General features: G+C 63.6%; 21 protein-coding genes. 9 read left to right on the plus strand and 12 right to left on the minus strand.

All coding sequences use genetic code 11. The annotated features are described in order from the left end of the window. Positions 1-72: 72 nt before the first annotated feature. Positions 73-732 (minus strand): glutathione S-transferase family protein, encoded by a 660-nt coding sequence (locus FJW06_RS12215; protein WP_140751928.1) that lies wholly within the window; start codon positions 730-732, stop codon positions 73-75. A 168-nt stretch (positions 733-900) separates the two neighbouring features. Here FJW06_RS12215 and FJW06_RS12220 point away from each other — a divergent pair, with 168 nt between their 5' ends. Further along, positions 901-1,080 carry a CsbD family protein gene (locus FJW06_RS12220; protein WP_140751930.1) on the plus strand — a complete coding sequence of 60 codons (180 nt, stop codon included), beginning with the start codon at positions 901-903 and terminating at the stop codon, positions 1,078-1,080. Between the two features lie 47 nt (positions 1,081-1,127). On the opposite strand, the gene FJW06_RS12225 is transcribed toward FJW06_RS12220, so the two are convergent. Beyond that, a complete protein-coding gene (locus FJW06_RS12225; RefSeq protein ID WP_181178268.1) occupies positions 1,128-2,258 on the minus strand; it encodes a metallophosphoesterase in 1,131 nt (376 codons plus the stop codon). A 148-nt stretch (positions 2,259-2,406) separates the two neighbouring features. Here FJW06_RS12225 and FJW06_RS12230 point away from each other — a divergent pair, with 148 nt between their 5' ends. Beyond that, positions 2,407-3,000 carry a hypothetical protein gene (locus FJW06_RS12230; protein WP_140751934.1) on the plus strand — a complete coding sequence of 198 codons (594 nt, stop codon included), beginning with the start codon at positions 2,407-2,409 and terminating at the stop codon, positions 2,998-3,000. A gap of 24 nt (positions 3,001-3,024) precedes the next feature. Here FJW06_RS12230 and FJW06_RS12235 read toward each other — a convergent pair whose 3' ends face one another. After that, a complete protein-coding gene (locus FJW06_RS12235) occupies positions 3,025-3,690 on the minus strand; it encodes a TetR/AcrR family transcriptional regulator (RefSeq protein ID WP_140751936.1) in 666 nt (221 codons plus the stop codon). A gap of 163 nt (positions 3,691-3,853) precedes the next feature. Here FJW06_RS12235 and FJW06_RS12240 point away from each other — a divergent pair, with 163 nt between their 5' ends. Beyond that, positions 3,854-4,678: an NIPSNAP family protein gene (locus FJW06_RS12240; protein WP_348644029.1), complete on the plus strand. Its 825-nt coding sequence runs from the start codon at positions 3,854-3,856 to the stop codon at positions 4,676-4,678. Here FJW06_RS12240 and FJW06_RS12245 read toward each other — a convergent pair whose 3' ends face one another. Then, positions 4,679-5,512, minus strand: coding sequence for an alpha/beta hydrolase (locus FJW06_RS12245; protein WP_181178257.1), 834 nt, complete (start codon positions 5,510-5,512; stop codon positions 4,679-4,681). Continuing rightward, on the minus strand, positions 5,509-6,447 hold the full coding sequence (gene choX, locus FJW06_RS12250; protein ID WP_140751938.1) for a choline ABC transporter substrate-binding protein: 939 nt from the start codon (positions 6,445-6,447) through the stop codon (positions 5,509-5,511). The genes FJW06_RS12245 and choX overlap by 4 nt, the downstream gene beginning before the upstream one ends. Positions 6,448-6,526: 79 nt before the next feature. Here choX and betI point away from each other — a divergent pair, with 79 nt between their 5' ends. The 4 genes from betI to FJW06_RS12270 all read left to right on the plus strand — a co-directional run bounded on the left by betI (position 6,527) and on the right by FJW06_RS12270 (position 9,919). Further along, the gene (gene betI / locus FJW06_RS12255) at positions 6,527-7,177 is read left to right on the plus strand and encodes a transcriptional regulator BetI (protein WP_140751940.1); all 651 of its coding nucleotides are present in this window, start codon (positions 6,527-6,529) and stop codon (positions 7,175-7,177) included. Positions 7,178-7,382: 205 nt separating this feature from the next. Further along, positions 7,383-8,780, plus strand: coding sequence for a class II fumarate hydratase (gene fumC, locus FJW06_RS12260; protein WP_140751942.1), 1,398 nt, complete (start codon positions 7,383-7,385; stop codon positions 8,778-8,780). 173 nt (positions 8,781-8,953) lie between these two features. Further along, positions 8,954-9,373 (plus strand): DoxX family protein, encoded by a 420-nt coding sequence (locus FJW06_RS12265; protein WP_140751944.1) that lies wholly within the window; start codon positions 8,954-8,956, stop codon positions 9,371-9,373. 123 nt (positions 9,374-9,496) lie between these two features. Continuing rightward, complete coding sequence (locus tag FJW06_RS12270; protein WP_140751946.1) at positions 9,497-9,919, plus strand: DoxX family protein; 423 nt, start codon at positions 9,497-9,499, stop codon at positions 9,917-9,919. A 25-nt stretch (positions 9,920-9,944) separates the two neighbouring features. Here FJW06_RS12270 and ppx read toward each other — a convergent pair whose 3' ends face one another. Then, entirely contained in the window at positions 9,945-11,480 is a 1,536-nt protein-coding gene (gene ppx / locus FJW06_RS12275) for an exopolyphosphatase (protein WP_140751948.1), read from the minus strand. Then, positions 11,477-13,672, minus strand: a complete 2,196-nt coding sequence (locus FJW06_RS12280) for an RNA degradosome polyphosphate kinase (protein WP_140751950.1) — start codon at positions 13,670-13,672, stop codon at positions 11,477-11,479. Before FJW06_RS12280 ends, ppx begins: the two co-directional genes overlap by 4 nt. Positions 13,673-13,922: 250 nt before the next feature. Between FJW06_RS12280 and FJW06_RS12285 the strand changes: the two genes are divergently transcribed. Next, entirely contained in the window at positions 13,923-14,168 is a 246-nt protein-coding gene (locus tag FJW06_RS12285; protein ID WP_027169907.1) for a zinc-finger domain-containing protein, read from the plus strand. Between the two features lie 15 nt (positions 14,169-14,183). Then, positions 14,184-15,416, plus strand: a complete 1,233-nt coding sequence (locus tag FJW06_RS12290; RefSeq protein ID WP_140751952.1) for an FAD-dependent monooxygenase — start codon at positions 14,184-14,186, stop codon at positions 15,414-15,416. Between the two features lie 68 nt (positions 15,417-15,484). On the opposite strand, the gene FJW06_RS12295 is transcribed toward FJW06_RS12290, so the two are convergent. The 5 genes from FJW06_RS12295 to FJW06_RS12315 all read right to left on the minus strand — a co-directional run bounded on the left by FJW06_RS12295 (position 15,485) and on the right by FJW06_RS12315 (position 20,573). Next, positions 15,485-16,177: a TIGR02117 family protein gene (locus tag FJW06_RS12295; RefSeq protein WP_140751954.1), complete on the minus strand. Its 693-nt coding sequence runs from the start codon at positions 16,175-16,177 to the stop codon at positions 15,485-15,487. A gap of 76 nt (positions 16,178-16,253) precedes the next feature. Further along, complete coding sequence (locus tag FJW06_RS12300) at positions 16,254-17,057, minus strand: amino acid ABC transporter ATP-binding protein (RefSeq protein WP_095768430.1); 804 nt, start codon at positions 17,055-17,057, stop codon at positions 16,254-16,256. Between the two features lie 76 nt (positions 17,058-17,133). After that, positions 17,134-18,291 carry an amino acid ABC transporter permease gene (locus tag FJW06_RS12305; RefSeq protein WP_140751956.1) on the minus strand — a complete coding sequence of 386 codons (1,158 nt, stop codon included), beginning with the start codon at positions 18,289-18,291 and terminating at the stop codon, positions 17,134-17,136. Positions 18,292-18,295: 4 nt separating this feature from the next. Next, a complete protein-coding gene (locus FJW06_RS12310) occupies positions 18,296-19,483 on the minus strand; it encodes an amino acid ABC transporter permease (RefSeq protein WP_140751958.1) in 1,188 nt (395 codons plus the stop codon). A 61-nt stretch (positions 19,484-19,544) separates the two neighbouring features. Further along, positions 19,545-20,573: an amino acid ABC transporter substrate-binding protein gene (locus FJW06_RS12315; RefSeq protein ID WP_140751960.1), complete on the minus strand. Its 1,029-nt coding sequence runs from the start codon at positions 20,571-20,573 to the stop codon at positions 19,545-19,547. Positions 20,574-20,898 lie beyond the last annotated feature (325 nt).

Genomic DNA, 20,898 nt, shown 5'->3' on the forward strand with positions numbered 1-20,898 from the left:
TAGGCCACGCGGCTGAGGCTTGAAGTCCCCCATCAGAGCAGTTGACGCAATTTGCGGACTGGGGGCTCGCGCTCAATCTTGTTCGTGCGCCCCAGGCTCCGGCCATGATTCTTTGGCGGCTTCAGCATACCAGTGACGCATCGCTGGCGTCGCCAATACCGCGTCGACATAGGCGCGGGTGACGGGCGCCAGCTCGCCGCCATAGGTGTCGAAGCGCGTGACCACTGGCGCATACATGGCATCTGCCGCGGTGAAATGACCGAACAGGAACGGACCGCCCTGGCCATATTGCTCCCGGCACTGGCGCCAGATCGCCTCGATCCTAGCCCGCTGCGCCTCGCCCTCGGCATCGAGCGGCTTGTGCGATTTCGGCCGGCGCAGATTCATCGGCCAGCCGTAACGGACCTCGCGGAAGCCGGAGTGCATCTCGGTCGCCACCGAGCGCGCCAGCGCGCGGGCGCCGAGGTCCTTCGGCCAGAGCTTTTTCTCAGGGTAGAGGTCAGCAAGATATTCAAGGATTGCAAGCGTCTCCCAGACGATCCTGCCCTTATGATTCAACACCGGCACCAGGCCGGTCGGCGAGAGCTTGGCAAGGTTGGCGGCGGTCTCCGGCGTGCGCAGGCGCACGAAACCCTCCTCAAAGGGGATCTCAAGGTGCTTCATCGCCACCCAGGGCCGCAGCGACCAGGAGGAAAAGCATTTGTTGCCGATGTAAAGCGTGAATTCCGCCAAGACTGACCTCTCTGCATACTGGTTGCGGCCCAAACCTAACCGCTTCACCTTCGAGCCGAAAGCCATTGTCGCGCCGCCGGTTTGCGGAACCAAAAAAGTCTGCGTGCGTTTGGCTGCCGGATACGGTTCTCGTATCCAGCTTTCCCTCCAGACCCAGGAGATGCGCGCATGGTGAACGGGGATCAGGTTGCCGGTCTTGCCAAGCAAATGAAGGGTTCAGTCAAGCAAGCGGCCGGCAAGGCCACCGGCAACCGGCGGACCCAGGTCGAAGGCGCCGCCGACAAGCTCGCCGGCAAGGTGCAGAAGACCTATGGCGACGTGAAGGACAAGGTGAAGAGGGCTTTCTGACCTCACCTTGATGACAGGACCAGCAAGGCCGCCGCGAGGCGGCCTTTTCATGTCTGGAATTGCTTGGCGAAGGCGTTGGTGAAGACGACCTCGCCGTGATCGCCGACCGCCTCGCCCAACACCACATCCATGTTGTCGGCCGTCACGCGCGCCAGCGCGAAGCCGCCCATATAGGCCGCCTTTGGCTTGACGATGTCGAGCCCGTCGCGCTGGTAGATCATCGGCACATCGTGCTGATGGCCGTGGAAAACGGCGATGACGTTGTAGCCTTTGATGGCGGCCAGCAGCGCCTGGCGATCGGCCTCGCCCCACCAATGCGGGCGGCCGGCGCCATCATCGTCATAGGTGCGTTTCACAGGATCCCAGCGCTCGGTCGAGAAACTGTCCCAGCCGTAGTGCTGGAACAAGATGACTGGACGACCGTCGCCGGCATAGGTGGCGAGGTCCTGCTTCAGCCAGGGCAGGCTGCTCGGCGCGCCGTGGCCGATATCTCCGGCGAAGCGGTGCGTCTGGACGAGATGGAGGCCACCCCAATCCCAGGAGTAGCAGTCAGTGTCGAGGTCGTATTCGGTTGCCGGCACCGGCGGCTTGAAGAACACGCCGGGACGATGGTTGACCTCGACATAATCGCGCAATTCGCGGCGATACCAGTCGACATGCGGCGAGGAGCCGTTCTGGTCGAGATCGTGATTGCCAAGCCCGACATAGACCGGGATATGGACGCGGTCCGGCCCGACGCCCTCCTGATAGCGCTGGGAGAACTGCAGAAGCTGCGTGCCTTCGCTGGGCTCGGTGACCTGGCCGCCGCCATCGTCGGTGATGTCGCCGCCGGTGACGAGGCCAAGCGGCGTGCCGATGCGGGTGCCGGCCGAATGGAGGCCAGTGGAGACGCCGGCGATCTCGGCCGGCCACCTTTTGTCCGCAATCGCGTTCAGCGCCGCGACATTGCGCAGAAGTGCCGCATCGGTCTTGCCTTCCTGCCGGCAGTTGGGGCTGAGGCCGCTCGCCATGCGGCAGGCATGGATATCGGCGATGAACAGGAAGGTGGCGTCGATCGGCTGGATGCGCTTGCCGGTCTGGGCGAAGGCTGCGTTAGGCAAGGCGCAGGTGGCAGCGAGGCCTCCCATCCTGGCGATGAAGGTGCGGCGCGACACGGTTGCTGGCGAAGGGCGATTCATCGTCACCCGATTAAACATCCTCGAACCTCCGCGTCCAGTTACATGCCATGGAAGCGTTTCATCCGAGATTCAATCGTGAATGGCTGTTGGTCGACAGAGCAGTGGCGGTCTGTCATTGCTTTGGCTCATGCATCCAGGGGAGGAAGGCATGAATATGCTGAGGACCGGCATGGCGCTCGCCCTGCTCGCCTTCGCCGGTGTTGCGCAGGCCGCAGACTGCGTCGACGCCAAAACCGCGAAAGCCGGCTTTGTGCTCGAAAAGCCAGGTATAGACAGCGAGTTCCGGCCGGCGCCCGGCGGCATGGTAGCGGTCGCCAACAAATACGAATCGGAGTCGCCGCAGACGCAGTATCTCTATGCCGGGCTGATCGAGGTTTTTCGCGACAGCGATACCGGGCGGTTGTCGATGATCCCGCTCGGCGACTTGAAGAAGCTGTTCCCGCTGAAGGCGGGCACCAGGAGCAAGATCGAATTCGTGCGACTGTCTTCAAAAAAGGCGCCGACGGGCACCGAGACCCTGGCTCTGGCCGTCAAGGGCAAGGACAGTTACAAGCTGGGCGACTGCAAATACAATGTGCTCGTGGTCAGCGAGACGATTACCGGCGACACGGGCAACGTCATCGACACCTTCACCGCGCTCTATTCGCCGGACCTGCGGGCGGTGCTGGCGCGGCGGTACGACGAAGGGACGAGCGCGCAGAGCGAGGTGGGGTTCGAGACGATAAAGCCGCTCAAGGAGTGAGGCGTAATTGTCGTTCCGCCAGCATTATCCGATCTTCGACCGCAGCAACACACGGCGACGGCGCTTTACCGTCAACTGGCCCTGCGAAGGGGGCAACTCGAAACTTTCCAACCCTTTCAGGCACTCTCGCAGCACCGCGGCGTCCTGCGATGCCTTGGCCATCGACATGGCGCCGGAATAGGCCGCCACGGTCAGCGCGGCGAAACGCTCCGGATCGGTTGCACCCTCCTCGCCGTCCCGTTGATCGGCCCGGATCTTGTCTGCGATCGCCTGGCGCCAATCGGCAAAGACCCTGGCCAGCGCCAGGCGGAACTCGTCGTCGGCCAGCGATAGCTCATGTGCCAGGTTGTTGAGGGGGCAGCCGCGCACATAGCCTGGTTGCTCAAGCTCCGCCGCCACAGCCTCGAACACGGCGCGCACGCCTTCGCGGGCCGAGGGCGCCGCCAGGACCGGCTTGATCCAGGTCTCCCGGACCGCGGCCGCCACCCGCTCCTCGATCACCGCCAGCGCCAGCGCCTTCTTGGTCGGGAAATGATGATGCAGCGCGCCGCCCGTGACGCCGGCCGCCGCCATCAGATCGCCAAGGCTCGAGGCGTGATAGCCGCGCGCCTGGAAGGCATCTTCCGCCACGTCGAGGACGCGCCGGCGCATGCCTTCCGGGTCGTTGGTGCGCTTTTTGCGCATCGCCATCTCCTCCTTCTCCCCGTGTGGGAGAAGGCGCCTGAACAAGTGAAGCGCATGAGGGGTGCTCCGGCTTGGCAAGAACTCCGTCCAACACCCCTCATCCGTCTCGACGCCGCGCGCCGATCCCCCTTCTCCCACGACGGAGAAGGCGGAAAACCACGCTAGCAGATTGACAAAACAGGACAACCGGTCTGTCTATAAAACAGGACGATCACCCTGTTTTGAGATTCTGGCCATGACCCAACCTTCCCGCCTTGCCTCGCCCGTCGTCGAGCTGCGGCAATACACGCTGAGGCTCGGGCAGCGCGAAACGCTGATCGCGCTGTTCGACCGCGAGTTCGTCGAAACGCAGGAAGCGACAGGCATGACCGTCATCGGCCAGTTCCGTGATCTCGACCGCCCCGACATGTTCGTCTGGCTGCGCGGCTTCGAGACCATGGAGACCAGAAAAGACTCGCTAAGCGCCTTCTATGGCGGGCCGGTGTGGGCAGCGCATCGCGACGCCGCCAATGCGACGATGATCGATTCCGACGACGTGCTGCTGCTGAAGCCGGCTTGGCCGGGTGCGGCGTTCGACCTCTCGGATCTACAGAGACCGACAGTCGCCGAGGCTGAAAATATAAGCGTTGGAAGCTGTTTGCTCGGTTTTGTTGAGATTTCGATTCATCATTTGCAAGCTAGTGCCGAGGCCGGGTTTGCCGGGCGCTTCCAGATGGAGGCGGTTCCGCTCCTTGCCGCAAAGGGCGCCCGGCTGCTTGGCGCCTTCGTCAGCGAGCGTGCCGAAAACACGTTTCCGCCTTTGCCCGTGCGTGCCGGCGAAAACGTCTTCATCACCGTCGCAGGGTTCGACGATGGCGGCGCCCAAGCGAGCTATCGGGCCGGCCTCGCCGCTTCGCCGGCATGGCAAGTCGTCCGCGAAACCCTGCAGGCCGTTTCCACAAAGCCGGTTGAGACACTGCGCCTGACGCCTACGGCCCGGTCGTTGTTGCGATAGTCACTGGGCCGGCCAGCCGGCTATTGCCTTGGCGACAAAGGCCGGGTCTTCCCAATGCGGGTTGTGACCGCAGTCCTTCACCCACGTCAGACGCGATCCAGTCAGCGCCCCTGCCATCGACTTCTGGTGCGCCTCACCAAAAAGCGGATCGCGCCCGCCGGCGATGATCAGGGTCGGGGCCTGCACGGCGCGCGCTGCGGCGGTCAGATCGGTGCGGCGGATTTCCTCAAGAATGGCGCGCCAGCGCGCCGCGGGGATCGCGGACGCATCTTGCGCGAGGCCGGCGAGAAAGGCCCGCGGCACACCGGGCCGGCAGGCATGCCACCAATCATAGAACGGATCGGACGGCGAGATCGGGTCGCGCAGGGCCGCGACGCCGTCGATCAGCTGGTGATCCGATCCGAAGTCGGGCTTCAGCGTGCTGGCCAGGATTACCATCCCGCCGACCAGTTCCGGATATTGCGCGGCCAGCGCGATCGACACCATGCCGCCCAGCGAGTGCCCAACGACGATCGGCCGGTTTAGCCGCAGCCTCCGGATCAGCCCGGCAATGTCGGCGGCGAAGTCGGCGACGCCGCAGCTCTCTCCCGCCTGCGAGGCGCCATGGCCACGCAAGTCCGGCATGATCAGCCGGCGCCCGAAAAGATGCGGCGCCAGCAGTGAAAAACTGCGGCTGGTGTCGGTGAAGCCGTGAACAAGCAGCAGCGGCGGCTCCGCACCGGCGATCTCGACATAGGCTAGGTCGAGGCCGCCGACATCGACAACCCGCTTGCAGCCGGACCATGCGGCCTGCTCGATGCCCTGCTCCTCAGGCTCCGATAATGCCGGCCTCACAGCCCGAGCTTTTCCTTGACCGCGGCAAGGCCGGGCTTGCCGTCAAAGGTGGTGACGCCGGCGAGCCAGGCATCGAGGCGATCCTTGTGCAAGGCGATCGACTTCAGCGCTCCGTCCTCCGGCTTCATGCCGTCATTGATGAGGTAGCCCATGCCGACGTTTTCCATGTCGATGTCGAAGGCGAGGTTCTTGAGAAACTGCGCCACGTTCGGGCATTCCTGGAGATAGCCCTTGCGCACCTGGGTGGTCACGGTGGCGGCGCCGAAATTCGGACCGAAGAACTTGTCTCCGCCGGTCAGGTACTTGAAGTCGTACATCGTGTTCATCGGATGCGGCGCCCAACCCTGGAAGACGATGAACTGCTTCTCCTTGATCTCGTAACCGACCTCCGAAAGCATGCCGGCTTCGCTCGACTCCACCACCTGCCATCCGTCGAGGCCGAACTGAGGATCGGCGATGGCGTCCATCATCAGCTGGTTGGAGCCCGGCTCGATGCCATACATCTTCTTTCCGAACTTGTCGGCGAATTTGTGCAGGTCGGATAGGTCCTTGACACCGGCGTCCCAGACATAAGTCGGCACGGCGAAGGTGTATTTGGCACCGACCAGATTGACCCGCACATTCTCGATCGAGCCCTCCTTCTTGTAGGGCTCGTAGTACGTGACCATCGCCGGGTCCCAATAGCCGAGGAACAGGTCGAGGTCTTTGTTCTTCATCCCTTCGTAGATGACGTTGATGCCGAGCACCTCGCTCTGCGGCTCATAGCCGAGCGCCTGGAGCAGCACCTTGGCCACGCCGGTTGTAAAGGCGAGATCGTTCCAGCCCGGCTCGGCCATACGGACCGCTTTGCAGCTTTCGGCCTCGGCGGCCCGGGCCGCCTGCGAAGCCATCATCAGGGCCGCGAAACAGACGCCATTTGCAAGCATGCGCAACATTTCGGTTCTCCTCATCGCATATTGACCTTATGATCTATTTATTGTCCCATTGGTCAATTGTTGATCTGAGCGGACGAAAATGTCAACGTGGATTCGCCATGCATGGATCGGCCCAGTGAAACTCACGCGCCTCAGCGACATACGCCGCAAGGAGTTGCGGCAGGCGGCCTTCGCCGTTTTGGAGCGCGAAGGTATCGCCGGCGCGACGCTGGAAAAGGTCGCGGCCCAGGCCGGCGCCTCGAAGGGCATCGTGCTGCATTATTTCCGCAACAAGCAGGAGCTGTTCGAGCACGCCATGCGCGAAGCCAACGCCGTGCTCTGTCACGCCGTCATCGCCAGGCTGCAGCGGGCGCGGACTCCGATGGAACGGCTGGACGCCGTGATCGAGGGCAATTTCGAGGAGCACCTTTTCCTGCCGCCGCTCTGCCATGCCTGGCTGTCGCTCTGCGCCGAGGTGCCGCGCGACGAGAAGCTGGCGCGTATCCAGAAGGTGATCCACGCTCGCATGCGCTCCAACCTCTTGTCTGGCCTGCGCGGTCTTGCTTCGCCGCAATTGGCCGACGAGATCGTGCTCGGCGTCACCGCCCTGATCGACGGGCTGTGGCTCAGGCTTGGCCTGCAGCCCGGCAGCGTCACGCGCGAGCAGGCGGTGCATCAGGTCAAGGATTTCGTCGCGGGGCGGCTGGCGCTACGCCAGTCAGCGCCCGCCGGGCTGGCCTCGGCCGGATAAAGTTCATACCCGGCGATAGCTTCCGTGCTTGACCGCCCGCGATGCGACAGCGTCCCCGCTGCCCTGCCGGGTATCTCCTCCAGGAGGGGGCGCGATTGACCCGGGCCTTCAACCGATTTGCATCTTTCACGCCCGCAATCTCCGCTTGATGCCGTTTGTGCAACGCGATACGCCGTTGCCCAAATCGACAGACCGGAGAGTTCCCGTGAGCGCTGAAGAGACCAGAACCGAAACCGATACGTTCGGTCCCATCGAGGTGGCGGCCGACCGCTATTGGGGCGCGCAGGCGCAGCGTTCGCTGGGCAATTTCAAGATCGGTTGGGAAAAACAGCCGGCTTCGATCGTGCGTGCGCTCGGCATCGTCAAGCGCGCCGCGGCCGAGGTGAACATGGATATGAAGCGGCTCGATCCGGCCATTGGCAAGGCGATCGTGGACGCCGCGCAGGAAGTCATCGACGGCAAGCTCGACGGTCACTTCCCGCTGGTGGTGTGGCAGACCGGCTCCGGCACGCAGTCCAACATGAACGCCAATGAGGTGATCTCCAACCGGGCGATCGAAATGCTCGGCGGCGTCATGGGCTCGAAGAAACCGGTGCACCCGAACGACCACGTCAATATGAGCCAGTCGTCCAACGACACCTATCCGACGGCCATGCACATCGCCTGCGCCGAGCGGGTCGTGCACCACCTGATCCCTGCCCTGCACCATCTGCACAAGGCGCTCGACGCAAAGGCCCGCGCCTTCAACCACATCATCAAGATCGGCCGCACGCATACGCAGGACGCCACGCCGCTCACGCTTGGCCAGGAATTTTCCGGCTATGCCGCACAGGTCGCTTCGTCGATCAAGCGGATCGAGCAGACGCTGCCAGGTTTGCAGGAGCTGGCTCAGGGTGGCACCGCCGTCGGCACCGGCCTCAACGCGCCGGTCCGCTTCGCGGAAAAGGTGGCGGACCGCATCGCTTCGATCACCGGCATCGCCTTCGTCACCGCGCCGAACAAGTTCGAGGCGCTCGCCGCACACGACTCCATGGTGTTCTCGCATGGCGCGATCAACGCCGCCGCCGCGGCCCTCTTCAAGATCGCCAACGACATCCGCCTGCTCGGCTCCGGTCCGCGCTCCGGCCTCGGCGAGCTGTCGCTGCCGGAGAACGAGCCTGGGTCCTCGATCATGCCCGGCAAGGTCAATCCGACCCAGTGCGAGGCGCTGACGCAGGTCTGCGTGCAGGTATTCGGCAATAATGCGGCGCTCACCTTCGCCGGCAGCCAGGGCCATTTCGAGCTCAATGTCTACAACCCGCTGATGGCCTACAACTTCCTGCAGTCGGTGCAGCTGCTGGCCGACGCTTCCGTGTCCTTCACCGACAATTGCGTGGTGGGCATCGAGGCGCGGGAAGACAACATCAAGGCCGCGCTCGAGCGCTCGCTGATGCTGGTGACGGCGCTGGCGCCGACCATCGGCTACGACAACGCCGCCAAGATCGCCAAGACCGCGCACAAGAACGGCACGACCTTGCGGGAGGAGGCCTTGGCCACCGGACTGGTCAGCGAAGCCGATTACGACCGGCTGGTGCGGCCGGAGGATATGACGCATCCGGGGTAGCATTGGAACCGGGCAATTTTCTCTCCGTTCCGCATGCTTGGGCACGAATTCGCGCCGCTGATCGCTTCGCCGGAACGCAGCTGTTGTGAACAATCTGTCGCCGGATAGGCCTCTTTGGTGAACAGCCGGCATCGGCTACCTGACTGGGCATTCGACCCATTCGGAGCACCGCCATGTCCATCAGCACTTCCACAGCCGCCGGTACCACGTCCAACGCCTCGGCCACCATCCTCGTCGGCCGTATTCTGCTTTCCATCATTTTCCTGCTGTCGGGCTTCGGCAAGCTCACCGCCATCGCTGGAACCGCTGGTTATTTCGGCGCCCTTGGCCTGCCGGTGCCGACCGTCACGGCAGTGGTCGTCGGCCTGATCGAACTGCTCGGAGGCATTGCCATCCTCTTGGGGTTCCAGACCCGGATCGCGGCCTGGGTGCTGGCCGTCTTCACCATTGCCACCGCGCTGGTGGCCCACACCGGCTGGGCCGATCAGATGCAGATGATCAACTTCCTGAAGAACCTTGCCATCACGGGCGGGTTCATCCTGCTGGCGACCTCGGGGGCCGGCGCCTATTCGGTCGACGCCAGGCGCGGCTGAACCGGTCCTCCAAGACCTCGAAAGAGAGCGGCGCGGAATTTTCCGTGCCGCTTTTTCGTTGCCTGGTTGCAGGCGTAGACTGCACCGGCTTGACCTGATCAGGCGCCGGCAAGGGAGTTGCCAATGGCCCGCAATGTGCTGCTTCTCGTGTCGCGGCTGCTATTTGCCGCGCTCTTCGTCCCATCAGGCTTCCAGGCGCTGGCCAATATCGCCGGCACCACCGACTATTTCACCGGTCTGGGTCTTCCGTTGCCGGCGCTGGCCGCCTGGGGCACCGGCCTGTTCGAGCTTATCGCGGGGCTACTGGTCCTGGTCGGTTTCCAGACCCGGATCGTGGCGCTTCTGCTTGCGGCTTTCTGTATCGTAGCGGGCTTCATCGGCCATTACGGCCAAGGCGGCGATGATGCCACCCTAGCCTTCCTGCACCAGCAGATGCTGATGAAGGACATCGCCATTGCCGGCGGCTTCCTGGCGCTCGCCATGGCCGGCGCAGGTGCATGGTCGGCCGACGGGCAGGGCTTCGGCATCGGCGCCGAGGTGACCTGAGCCAGCCTTATTTGGCCGAAACGCCCTATTTCACCGAGACGCTTGGCCCGCCCTCCACCGCCAACACAAGACGGCGGTTGGTGATGCGCGCGAGCTGCGCCAGCCGGCCGGCAGGCCGCTCGCCATAGAGGTCGGCGAGCGAGGCCGGCAGCACCAGCGCCAGCGCGCCGTTGCCGCGGCTTTCCCATTTCAGCCTCGGCATCACGCCCGGCATTGCCGCGGTCAGCAGATAGACCACGCGCATCATCGCCGCCAACACGCGGGCGCGCTCGAGCAGCCTGGGCGGCGCCAGCGCCTTGATCTCCGGCGCGATGCCGTCGTTGAAGATGCCGTCATGGCGGTAGGCGTTGGCCAAGGCCAGATAGGCGCGGCCGGGGTGATCGACGCCGATGAAGGAGGCATGCGCGATGATGTTGAGCGACTGCCTGCCGCGATATTCCGGATGCGCACGCCAGCCGATATCGGCGAGCAGGCAGGCGGCATGGCGATAACGCGCCTCATCTTCCGTTTCGTCGATGCCGAAGGCCTTGAACGCCTTGCCGGTCCATTCGACCAGATCATGCGCGTGGTGCACCGAGCGAGAGCGCAACAGCGCCAGTTCCTCGGCGGCCGAGATCAGCGGATCGGATTTCTGCTCCTCGGCGTCGAGCAGCGAATAGAGAAAGCCCTCGCGCACGCCCTGTGCCGAGACCACGATCTTCGAGGGCTGCATCGCCGTCATGATCTCCTGCAGAACGACCGCGCCGTAAGGCAGGAGCGAGCGGCGGTTCTTGGAAACGCCCTCGATGCCGCGCACCTTCTCGACCTCGCCCTTGGCCACCTGCTTCAGAAAGACCTGCGCGCTGTCGGCCGAAATCTCGTAGTGATGCATGACGCCGAGCGGATAGTTGGTCATCTCCATATGCAGCCTGGCGAGGTTTCGCCAGGTGCCGCCGACGGCATAGAAGACCCTGCCCTGCCCGCCCTTGAGCAGCTTTGCCCGCGCCAGCTCCTGGCGCGCGATCTTCTGCGCCTGCACCAGCGAGTTCTTCGCCATGTCCTGCAGGCGCAGGCCGCCGAGCGGCAGCGTGATGCCGTCGCCGATCGCCTCGCGATTGATGTCGATCAGCTCGAGGCTGCCGCCGCCAAGGTCGCCGGCGATGCCGTTTGCCGGATGGAAGCCGGAGATGACGCCGAGCGCCGAATAATAAGCTTCCTGGCGACCGGTGAGCACGCGGATATCTGTCTTCAGCACATCCTCGGCGCGATGGATGAAATCGGGGCCGTTGCCGGCCTCGCGCGCCGCGGCGGTGGCCAGCACATAGATGTGCTCGGCGCCCGCCTGATCCGACAGCGCGCGGAACCGGCGGAATTCCTCCATCGAGCGCGTCACCGCCTCGGGATCGAGCTTGCCCGTCGAAACGATGCCGCGGCCGAGGCCGGCCAGCATCTTCTCGTTGAACAGAAGCGTGGGCGAGCGCGCCAGCCCCTCATACACGACAAGGCGGATCGAGTTCGATCCGATGTCGATGATCGACAGCGGCCGCCGGTCCTGAAGCCGGCCCTGGGAAACTGCAATCACGCGGCGCCGTTCTTCTTGCGGCGCTTGAACTGGGCAATGCGCTTGGGCGCATGCGATTTCAGCGCGTCGCCCCGTCCGGAGAGGCTCGGATTGGTCATGAAATATTCCTGCGCGTTGAACGGTTCCTCGCCCTCTTCCAGCACAACGCGCCGGGAGGTGCCGTCAGCCAATACGTCGAAACTTTGCTGGTTGTCCATGACATTGCCCAGCATGATCTGGCCAAGCACCTGTTCATGCACAGTCGGATTGGTGATCGGCACCAGGGTCTCGACGCGGCGATCGAGATTGCGCGGCATCATGTCGGCAGACGAGATGTAGACGATCGCCTCGTCCGAGGGCAGGCCGTGGCCGTTGCCGAAGCAGAAGATACGGCTGTGCTCGAGGAAGCGGCCGACGATCGATTTGACCCTTATGTTCTCGGAAAGGCCCGGCACCTGCGGTCTCAGGCAGCAGATGCCGCGCACGACGAGGTCGATTTCGACGCCGGCGCGGCTGGCGTCGTAGAGCGCGTCGATGACGATCGGATCGACCAGCGCGTTCATCTTCATCCAGATGCGGGCCGGCCGGCCCTCGCGCGCATGGGCGACTTCCTCGGCGATATGCCTCAGGATGCGCTTGCGCAGCGTGAAAGGCGACACGGCAAGGCGCATCTCCTCGGCCGGTTCGGCATAGCCGGTGATGAAGTTGAAGATCTGCGCGACATCGCGCGCGATGGTCGGATCGGTGGTGAAGAAGGACAAGTCGGTATAGATGCGGGCGGTGACCGGATGATAGTTGCCGGTGCCGAGATGCACATAGTTGCGGAGCCGGCCGTCCTCGCGGCGCACGATCAAGGACATCTTGGCATGGGTCTTCAGCTCCAGGAAGCCGAACACCACCTGGACGCCGGCGCGTTCGAGGTCGCGCGCCCAGCGGATGTTGGCCTCCTCGTCGAAGCGCGCCTTGAGCTCGACCAGCGCAGTCACCGACTTGCCGGCCTCGGCGGCGTCGATCAGCGCGCGCACGATCGGGCTGTCGTTCGAGGTGCGGTAGAGCGTCTGCTTGATTGCCACCACCTCCGGATCGGCGGCGGCCTGGCGCAGGAACTGCACCACCACGTCGAAGGACTCGTAGGGGTGGTGGACGATGATGTCCTTCTCGCGGATGGCGGCCAGGCAGTCGCCGCCGTGCTCGCGGATGCGCTCGGGGAAGCGCGGATTATAGGGCGTGAACTTCAGGTCGTCGCGCGGAATGGCGACGATCTCGGAGATCTGGTTGAGCGCGAGCGGGCCGGTGAGCACGCTGATGCGGCTCGCCGAGACGCCGAGCTCGCCGGCGACGAAATCGCGCAATTCCGCCGGCATCAGCGTGTCGAATTCGATACGGATCACCGAACCGCGCCGGCGCCGCTTCAGCGCCGTCTCGAACAGGCGCACGAGATCTTCCGACTCTTCCTCGACCTCGATATCGCTGTCGCGGATGATGCGGAACGTGCCCGAGCCCTTGACCTCATAGCCAGGGAAAAGCTTGCCGATATAGAGGCCGACCGCTTCCTCCAGAGGGATGAAGCGGACATGATGCTTGCGATCGGGCAGCCGGATGAAACGCCTGAGCGCCACCGGCAGGCGCAAGAGCGCGCTCATCTCCTCGCCATTCTTCCGATGGCGCAGTTGCAACGCAATAGAAAAACCGAGATTGGGAATGAACGGGAACGGATGCGCCGGGTCGATCGACAGCGGCGTCAGGACCGGGAAAACCTGCTCCTGGAAATGCTCCTCCAGCCAGGCCTTCTCGTCCTTGGTGAGCGCGTCGCGGGTGATGCTTTCGATGCCTTCCTTGTTGAGCAAGGTCATCAGCGCCGAGAGGCTCTTCTGCTGGTCTTCCTGCAGGCGCTCGACCTCGCGCAGCAATTGCTCGAGCTGCTGCTCGGGGGTGCGGCCGTCCGGGCTCTTCAGCACGATGCCCTCGCGCACCTGGCCGGCGAGACCGGCGACGCGCACCATGAAGAATTCATCGAGATTGGCGGCCGAGATCGACAGGAAGCGGACGCGTTCGAGCAGCGGATGATGCTCGTTCAGCGATTCCTCCAGCACGCGGCGGTTGAATTGCAGCCAGGAGAACTCACGGTTGACGAAACGGTCGGGATTGCCGCCGTCCGGGCTTGCCGCCTCGACGGTGATGAACTCGCTCTGCACAGGCTTCAGTTCGTTCATGGTTCCCGCTCTTGCCCGCTACCGTCCCCTGGAGCGCCGCATATTGCCGTTCGGCGACGCTCTAACATGTCTTTGTGACGCATGATCGTCACGGAATCGCTCGGCGCCCGGCCTCATGCGTTTAACCGGCTCAACTTATCCTCTGACAGGCTTTTGCGACAGTTTGATTTCATCGATCTTGCAAACTGGTCTGTTATGCTCCAGATGCAGGCTGGTCACACCCACTGGCCGAACCCGATTGGAGACGACGATGGCAGGCGGCAGCATTCCCCACTTCCAGAACGACGCGGGCCATCCGGTCATCGAGATCGGCGTCAAGGAATTCATGTGCACCGGCGCCAACCCGCCTTTCGACCATCCGCATGTGTTCCTCGACATGGGCGACGACAATGAGAAGGTCTGCCCCTACTGCTCGACACTCTACCGCTATTCGCCATCGCTGAAGGCGACGGAAACGCAGCCGGCCGGGTGCCTCTATGTCGACCAGGCCGCCTGATCGCCCTTTTCAACCATGACTGAAACACGGTCCCGGCAGATCGTCATCGCCGGGGCTGGCATTGCCGGGCTGACGGCGGCGCTTGCCTTTGCCGACCGTGGCTTCCCGGTAAGACTGTTCGAGCAGGCCAGGCAACTCGAAGCAGCCGGCGCCGGCCTCCAGCTTTCCCCCAACGCGACCCGCATCCTGCGCCGGCTCGGTGTGCTCGATCGCCTGCTGCCCAATGCGGTCCGGCCGCAAGCGGTGGTGCTGAAGGACGCAGGGAGCCTGCGCGAACTGGCGCGCGTGCCGCTTGGGGAAGCCGCGGAAAGGCGCTGGGGCGCGCCCTATCTCGTGGCGCACCGAGCCGACCTGCAAGCGGCGCTGATGACGGCAGTGGCGCTGCGGCCGGACATCGAGATCATCACCGGCGCGCGCGTGACCGGCATCGCCGTCGGCCCCCAGAGCGTGACCGCGGCAGTCGAGATCGACGGCAAAGCGACGAATGCCGCGGGCGGCCTGCTGGTCGCAGCCGACGGCGTTTGGTCCTCGGTTCGCGCCGGACTTGCCCGGACGGCCGGCTTTGCAGCAAGCCGCTTTTCCGGCGAGATCGCCTGGCGCGCGACGGTCCCGGCGGAAGGCGCCGCCGGCCAGACCTTCATGCAAATCGGCGCTACCGACTGCGTCACCACCTTCCTGCATGCCGGCTTCCACATGGTCGCCTATCCGGTGAGCAAGGGCAGCGCCTTCAACCTTGCCGCCTTCAACAGGGGCGAGCGCATCGCCGAAGGCTGGTCCGGCCATGCCGACCCCGCCATTCTTTCGGCCGCCATGCGAGGCACGGCGGCAACATTGGCGAAGCTGGCGGCGCTTGCCGGGCCATGGACCGCCTTCCCCATCCACACGGTCGCGCAGCGGCGCTGGACAATGCCGGAAGGCATCGCACTGATCGGCGACGCCGCGCATGCCATGACGCCGTTCGCGGCGCAGGGCGCAGCCATGGGGATAGAGGACGCCTCGACGCTCGCCGCTCTGATCGCCGATTTTCCGGGCGATCCGGCCCAAGGCCTTGCCATTTGGGAAAATCTCAGACGGCCGCGCGTCGAAAGGGTCCTAAAACGCGGCGCGCTGAACCGGTTGGCCTGGCACGCCCGGGGACCGGTAGCGATTGCCCGGAATCTCGTGCTAGCGACGAGGCCGGCGGAGAAGCTCGCGGCAGACCTGGACTGGCTCTATGGGTGGGAGCAGCGGAAGGTGGTGCGGCGGTAGGGTATCGTCGCCGAACGGCTGACCAGATAAGTCGGCGGAACGCAGCGTTTGCAAGTTCTCATCAGCCCTCAATCATACAACCTCAGCGACCACCACAGCGATACAGGGAGCGGATTCCACCATCCCGTGCGGATGCCGGCCACGCGCAATCCCGCCGCCGTCCAGGTGTTGCAGCCGACCAGCGCGTTGAAATGGCCCTTGGCTTCGTAGAAACGGTCGTAGGTCGAGTACCCGGCATCCTCGATGGCCACAGGCCCACCCGTGCCCCGCTGGAAGCTTGCGGCGATATAGTCGAGTAGCGCTGCAAAGTGCGCCTCGTCGATATCGAAGCCGGCGACGTCCGGGTGCGGCTCCTTGATTGCTCCGGCAACATCGACATGTATCACCGAGGCGTCCAGCGTCAGCGCCTTCAGCACTGGCCCGGCCTTCAGTTGCGACCATGTGGGAGTCTCCAGATAGAAGGCGCGGCCACCCCAGCCGAGGACGATATAGCGCGCCTCCGCGGCCTCGATCGGAAGGCCGGCATCGGCGAGGAAAGCAAACCGCCGGCGCACACCGTCGTCGAGGGGCACGGCGATATCGGTGTGGATCGGATTCTTCAGCACAAGGATGTGCCGCGTCCCCTCGCCTTCGGCCATCGCCGCGGGCCAGAGCGGGCGCGGCACCACCGTGCCGAGCGCGGCGGCAAGAAGCAACGCGACAACCAGCATCGCCAGGAAACGCCAGAGCTTTCTCAACAAGGTGCGGCGGTCCCGTTCCATCGAGCCAACTCTCAGCGCCAGATAACAAAAAGCCCGGCCGTTTCGCGGCCGGGCTTTCGAATTGGTGTCAGATCGCTCAGTGCAGGATCTGCGACAGGAACAGCTTCGTACGCTCATGGCGCGGATGATCGAAGAACTCGGCCGGCGTGTTCTGCTCGACGATCTGGCCCTGATCCATGAAGATCACCCGGTTGGCGACCTTGCGGGCAAAGCCCATCTCGTGGGTGACGCACAGCATGGTCATGCCCTCCTCGGCAAGGCCAACCATCGTCTCCAGCACTTCCTTGATCATTTCGGGATCGAGCGCCGAGGTCGGTTCGTCGAACAGCATGATGCGCGGATTCATGCAGAGCGAACGGGCGATCGCCACGCGCTGCTGCTGGCCGCCGGAGAGCTGTCCCGGATATTTGTTGGCCTGTTCCGGGATCTTGACGCGCTTGAGGAAATGCATGGCGATCTCCTCGGCCTGTTTCTTCGGCATCTTGCGCACCCAGATCGGCGCCAGCGTGCAGTTCTCCAGGATGGTGAGATGCGGGAACAGATTGAAGTGCTGGAAGACCATGCCGACCTCGCGGCGCACCTCGTCGATCTTCTTCAGATCGTTCGTGAGTTCCTTGCCGTCGACGATGATCTTGCCCTTCTGGTGCTCCTCCAGCCGGTTGATGCAGCGGATCATGGTCGACTTGCCCGAGCCGGACGGACCGCAGATGACGATGCGCTCGCCGCGCATCACCTTGAGGTTGATATCCTTCAGCACATGGAACTCGCCGTACCATTTGTGCATGCCGACGATGTCGATGGCGACATCGGTGGTGGAGATGTGCATCTTGGCGGCGTTGACCTTGATTTCTTCCGCGCTGACGGCGTTTTCGGTGGCCATGGCAGGTTCCCCTTTTATCGTTTGACTTGATGCAGTCGTTATCCCCAAACCGCTACACGCTTTTGGGGGACATACATCAGCGTTTGTAGCCGGTGTCGAGCCGGCGTTCGGTGTACATTGAATAGCGCGACATGCCGAAGCAGAACAGCCAGAATACGAAGGCGGCAAAGATCAGGCCGGACTTCGCGGTCTGCGGGGTCGCCCAGTTGGCATCGGCAAAATTCTGCTTCACCACGCCAAGCAGGTCGAACATCGAGATGATGAGCACCAGGCTGGTGTCCTTGAACATGCCGATAAATGTGTTGACGATGCCGGGGATGACCAGCTTCAGCGCCTGCGGCAGGACGATCAGCCCCATCTTCTGCCAGTAACCGAGGCCGAGCGAGTCGGCGCCTTCATATTGGCCCTTGGGGATTGCCTGGAGGCCGCCACGGATCACCTCGGCCATATAGGCGGCGGCAAACAGCGACACGCCGATCAAGGCTCGCAGGTATTTGTCGAAGGTGACGCCTTCCGGCAGGAACAGCGGCAGCATGACGCTGGCGAAGAACAGCACGGTGATCAATGGAATGCCGCGCACCATCTCGATGAAGACGACGCACAGCCATTTGATGATCGGCATCTTCGAACGGCGGCCGAGCGCCAGCACGATGCCCATCGGCAGCGACACGGCAATGCCGACGAAGGAGAGGCTGAGGGTAATCAACAGGCCGCCCCAGCGCGCGGTCTCGACATGCGGAAGGCCGAACACGCCACCGACCAGCAGGAAGAAGGAGACGATCGGCAGCGCCACGAACAGCAGGATCGCGTTCAGCCCTTTGCGCGGCACGCGCGGGATCAGCATCGGGACAAGCAACGCCACGAACAGGATGGCGACCAGGATCGGCCGCCAGCGCTCTTCAACGGGATAAGTGCCGAACATGAACTGGCCGAATTTGGCGTTGACAAAGGCCCAGCAGGCGCCGGTCCATCCATCGGGCTGGATGCCGCCTTGCGCGGCCGTTGTGCAGACCGTGCGGTCCGGCCCGCTCCATTGGGCGTTGATGAAGGCCCAGTTGATAACCTGCGGCACGATCCACAGCACGATGGCGATGCCCAGCACGGTGAGGATGGCGTCGCCGACCGAGCCGATCAGGTTCTTGCGCACCCAGGCATAGGCGCCGCGTTCGGTAGGCGGCGCCGGCTGCGCCAGCGCCATTTCGGTGCGCACCCAGGACATGTCGTGTTCCTGCATGGCCCTATCTCTCCACCAGCGCCATTCTGGCGTTGACGATGTTCATGACAAAAGACGTCACGAGGCTCAGCACCAAATATGCGATCATCATGATGAACACGCCCTCCACCGCTTGTCCGGTCTGGTTCAGCACCGTGCCGGCGGTGGCGGTGAGATCGGGATAGCCGATGGCGATCGCGAGCGAGGAGTTCTTGGTCAGGTTCAGATATTGGCTGGTCAGCGGTGGAATGACGATGCGCATCGCCTGCGGGATAACCACCAGCCGCAGAATCGGGCCTGAACGCAGGCCTAGCGCCGCAGCGGCCTCGCTCTGTCCCTTGCTGACGCCCCGGATGCCGGCGCGCACGATCTCGGCGATGAAGGCGGCCGTGTAGAAGGAAAGCGCCAGCAGCAGCGACAGGAATTCCGGCTTGACCCAGAAGCCGCCGGTCAGGTTGAAGGTCGACTGCTTCGGGAAGTCGAAGGTGAGCGGCATACCGCTGAGCAGGAAGGCGAGCGCCGGCAGGCCGATAATAAGCGCCACGGAGGTCCAGAACACCGGGAATTGCTGGCCGGTTGCCTTCTGCCGCTGTCGCGCCTTGTGGGCAACGAACAAGGCCATGGCAATGGCCAGCAGCAATGCCACGCCGATCAGCCAGGAGCCGTCCCCCCAGACGGCGCGCGGGAAATAGAAGCCGCGCTGGTTGAGGAAGGAGCCGAAAGGCAGATGGATGCTCTCGCGCGGCGGCGGCAGCACGGCGAGCACGCCGGAATACCAGAAGAAGATGACCAGCAGCGGCGGGATGTTGCGGAAGATCTCGACATAAACCGTGCAGATCTTGCGGATCAGCCAGTTCTGCGACAGGCGACCGATGCCGATGGTGAAGCCGACGATGGTGGCGAGCACGATACCGGCGACGGCGACAATGATCGTGTTGAGCAAGCCGACGACCAGCGCGCGGAAATAGGTCGAGTCGGAGGTATAGGCGATCGGCGTGTCGGAAATGTCGAAGCCGGCCCTACTCCTGAGGAAACCGAAGCCTGACGCGATGTGCAGACGCTGGAGGTTTTCGATGACGTTGTGGACGATCCACCAGATCGAACTGAACAGCAGGATCACAACCAGCGTCTGAAAGAACAGGCTGCGTATTCTCGGGTCATTGATGAAGGAGCCGCGGCTCGGCTCCTCGCGAAGTATTTCCTGCGAAGCCATGGACCGTCCCCTGGAAAGAGAAACCGGGAGGCAGACGACCTGCCTCCCGGATCACGTTCAATCAGCGGATCGGCGGACCGTACTGCAGGCCGCCCTTGGTCCACAGCGCGTTGATGCCGCGCGCAATCTTGAGCGGGCTGCCCGAGCCGACATTGCGCTCGAACATTTCGCCGTAGTTGCCCACAGCCTTGATGATGTTGACGACCCAGTCGTTGGAGAGGCCGAGATCGGCACCATATTTGCCGTCGGGCTCGGTGCCGAGGATACGCTGGATGTTCGGGTCGGTCGACGTCTTCATCTCGTCGACATTCGCCTGGGTGATGCCGGCTTCTTCGGCGTTGAGCAGCGCAAAATACGTCCAGCGCGCAATATGCGCCCACTGGTCGTCGCCCTGGCGCACGGCGGGGCCGAGCGGCTCCTTGGAGATGATCTCGGGCAGCACGACGTGGTCGGCCGGAGAGGACAGCGTCAGGCGGATGCCGTAAAGGCCGGACTGGTCGGTGGTGTAAGCATCGCAACGGCCTGCGTCGTAGGCGGCGTTGACCTCTTCCAGCTTCTCGAACACGACGGGGTTGTATTCCATCTTGTTCTTCTTGAAGTAGTCGGCGAGGTTGAGCTCGGTCGTGGTGCCGCTCTGAACGCAGACGGCGGCGCCCGAAAGCTGCAGCGCGGAGTTCACGCCCGGCAGCTTCTTGGCGTTGATCATGAAGCCCTGGCCATCGTAATAGGTGATGCCGACGAAATCGAGGCCGAGCGCGCTGTCGCGGTTGCTGGTCCAAGTGGTATTGCGCGACAGGATATCGATCTCGCCCGACTGAAGCGCAGTGAACCGTTCCTTGGCGCTGAGCGGCGTGAACTTGACCTTGGTGCCGTCACCGAAGACTGCGGCCGCGACGGCGCGGCAGAAGTCGGCGTCGATGCCCTTCCACTCGCCCTTGTCGTCCGGTGCCGAGAAGCCGGCTAGGCCGGTCGAAACGCCGCACTGGATAAAGCCCTTCTGCTTGACAGTGTCGAGCGTGCCGGCCGAAGCGGCGGACGCCATGAACCCGAGCGCGGCGGCGCCAAGGATGCCGATTGCAATGTGTTTCATGACCCACAGACCCTTTTCTGTTACAGGCGCCCCTGCTGCCAGGCGACACCTGATCTTTTTTCGTTTGTGAATGCAGCTTCCCACTTCAAGGCCACTCCCGGACCCGCATCGGTTGCCGATGCACTGCCTCCCATTCACGAAACGCATCGAAGGCGATTATTCCTGTGAGGTCAAGGGAAATGACCGAATTCCGGGAGGTTTGAAAAGCAATTGCTGCAAATGCCTGAATTGCGGACAAGAGCGCCATGAAACCGGCGGGCCATGCAAACAAATCAGTCAAGTTGCGCCGTCGCGAATCCATGACCGGGCGGCAAAATCCGCTTCG

The sequence above is a fragment of the Mesorhizobium sp. B4-1-3 genome (assembly GCF_006439355.1).
GTDB lineage: Bacteria > Pseudomonadota > Alphaproteobacteria > Rhizobiales > Rhizobiaceae > Mesorhizobium.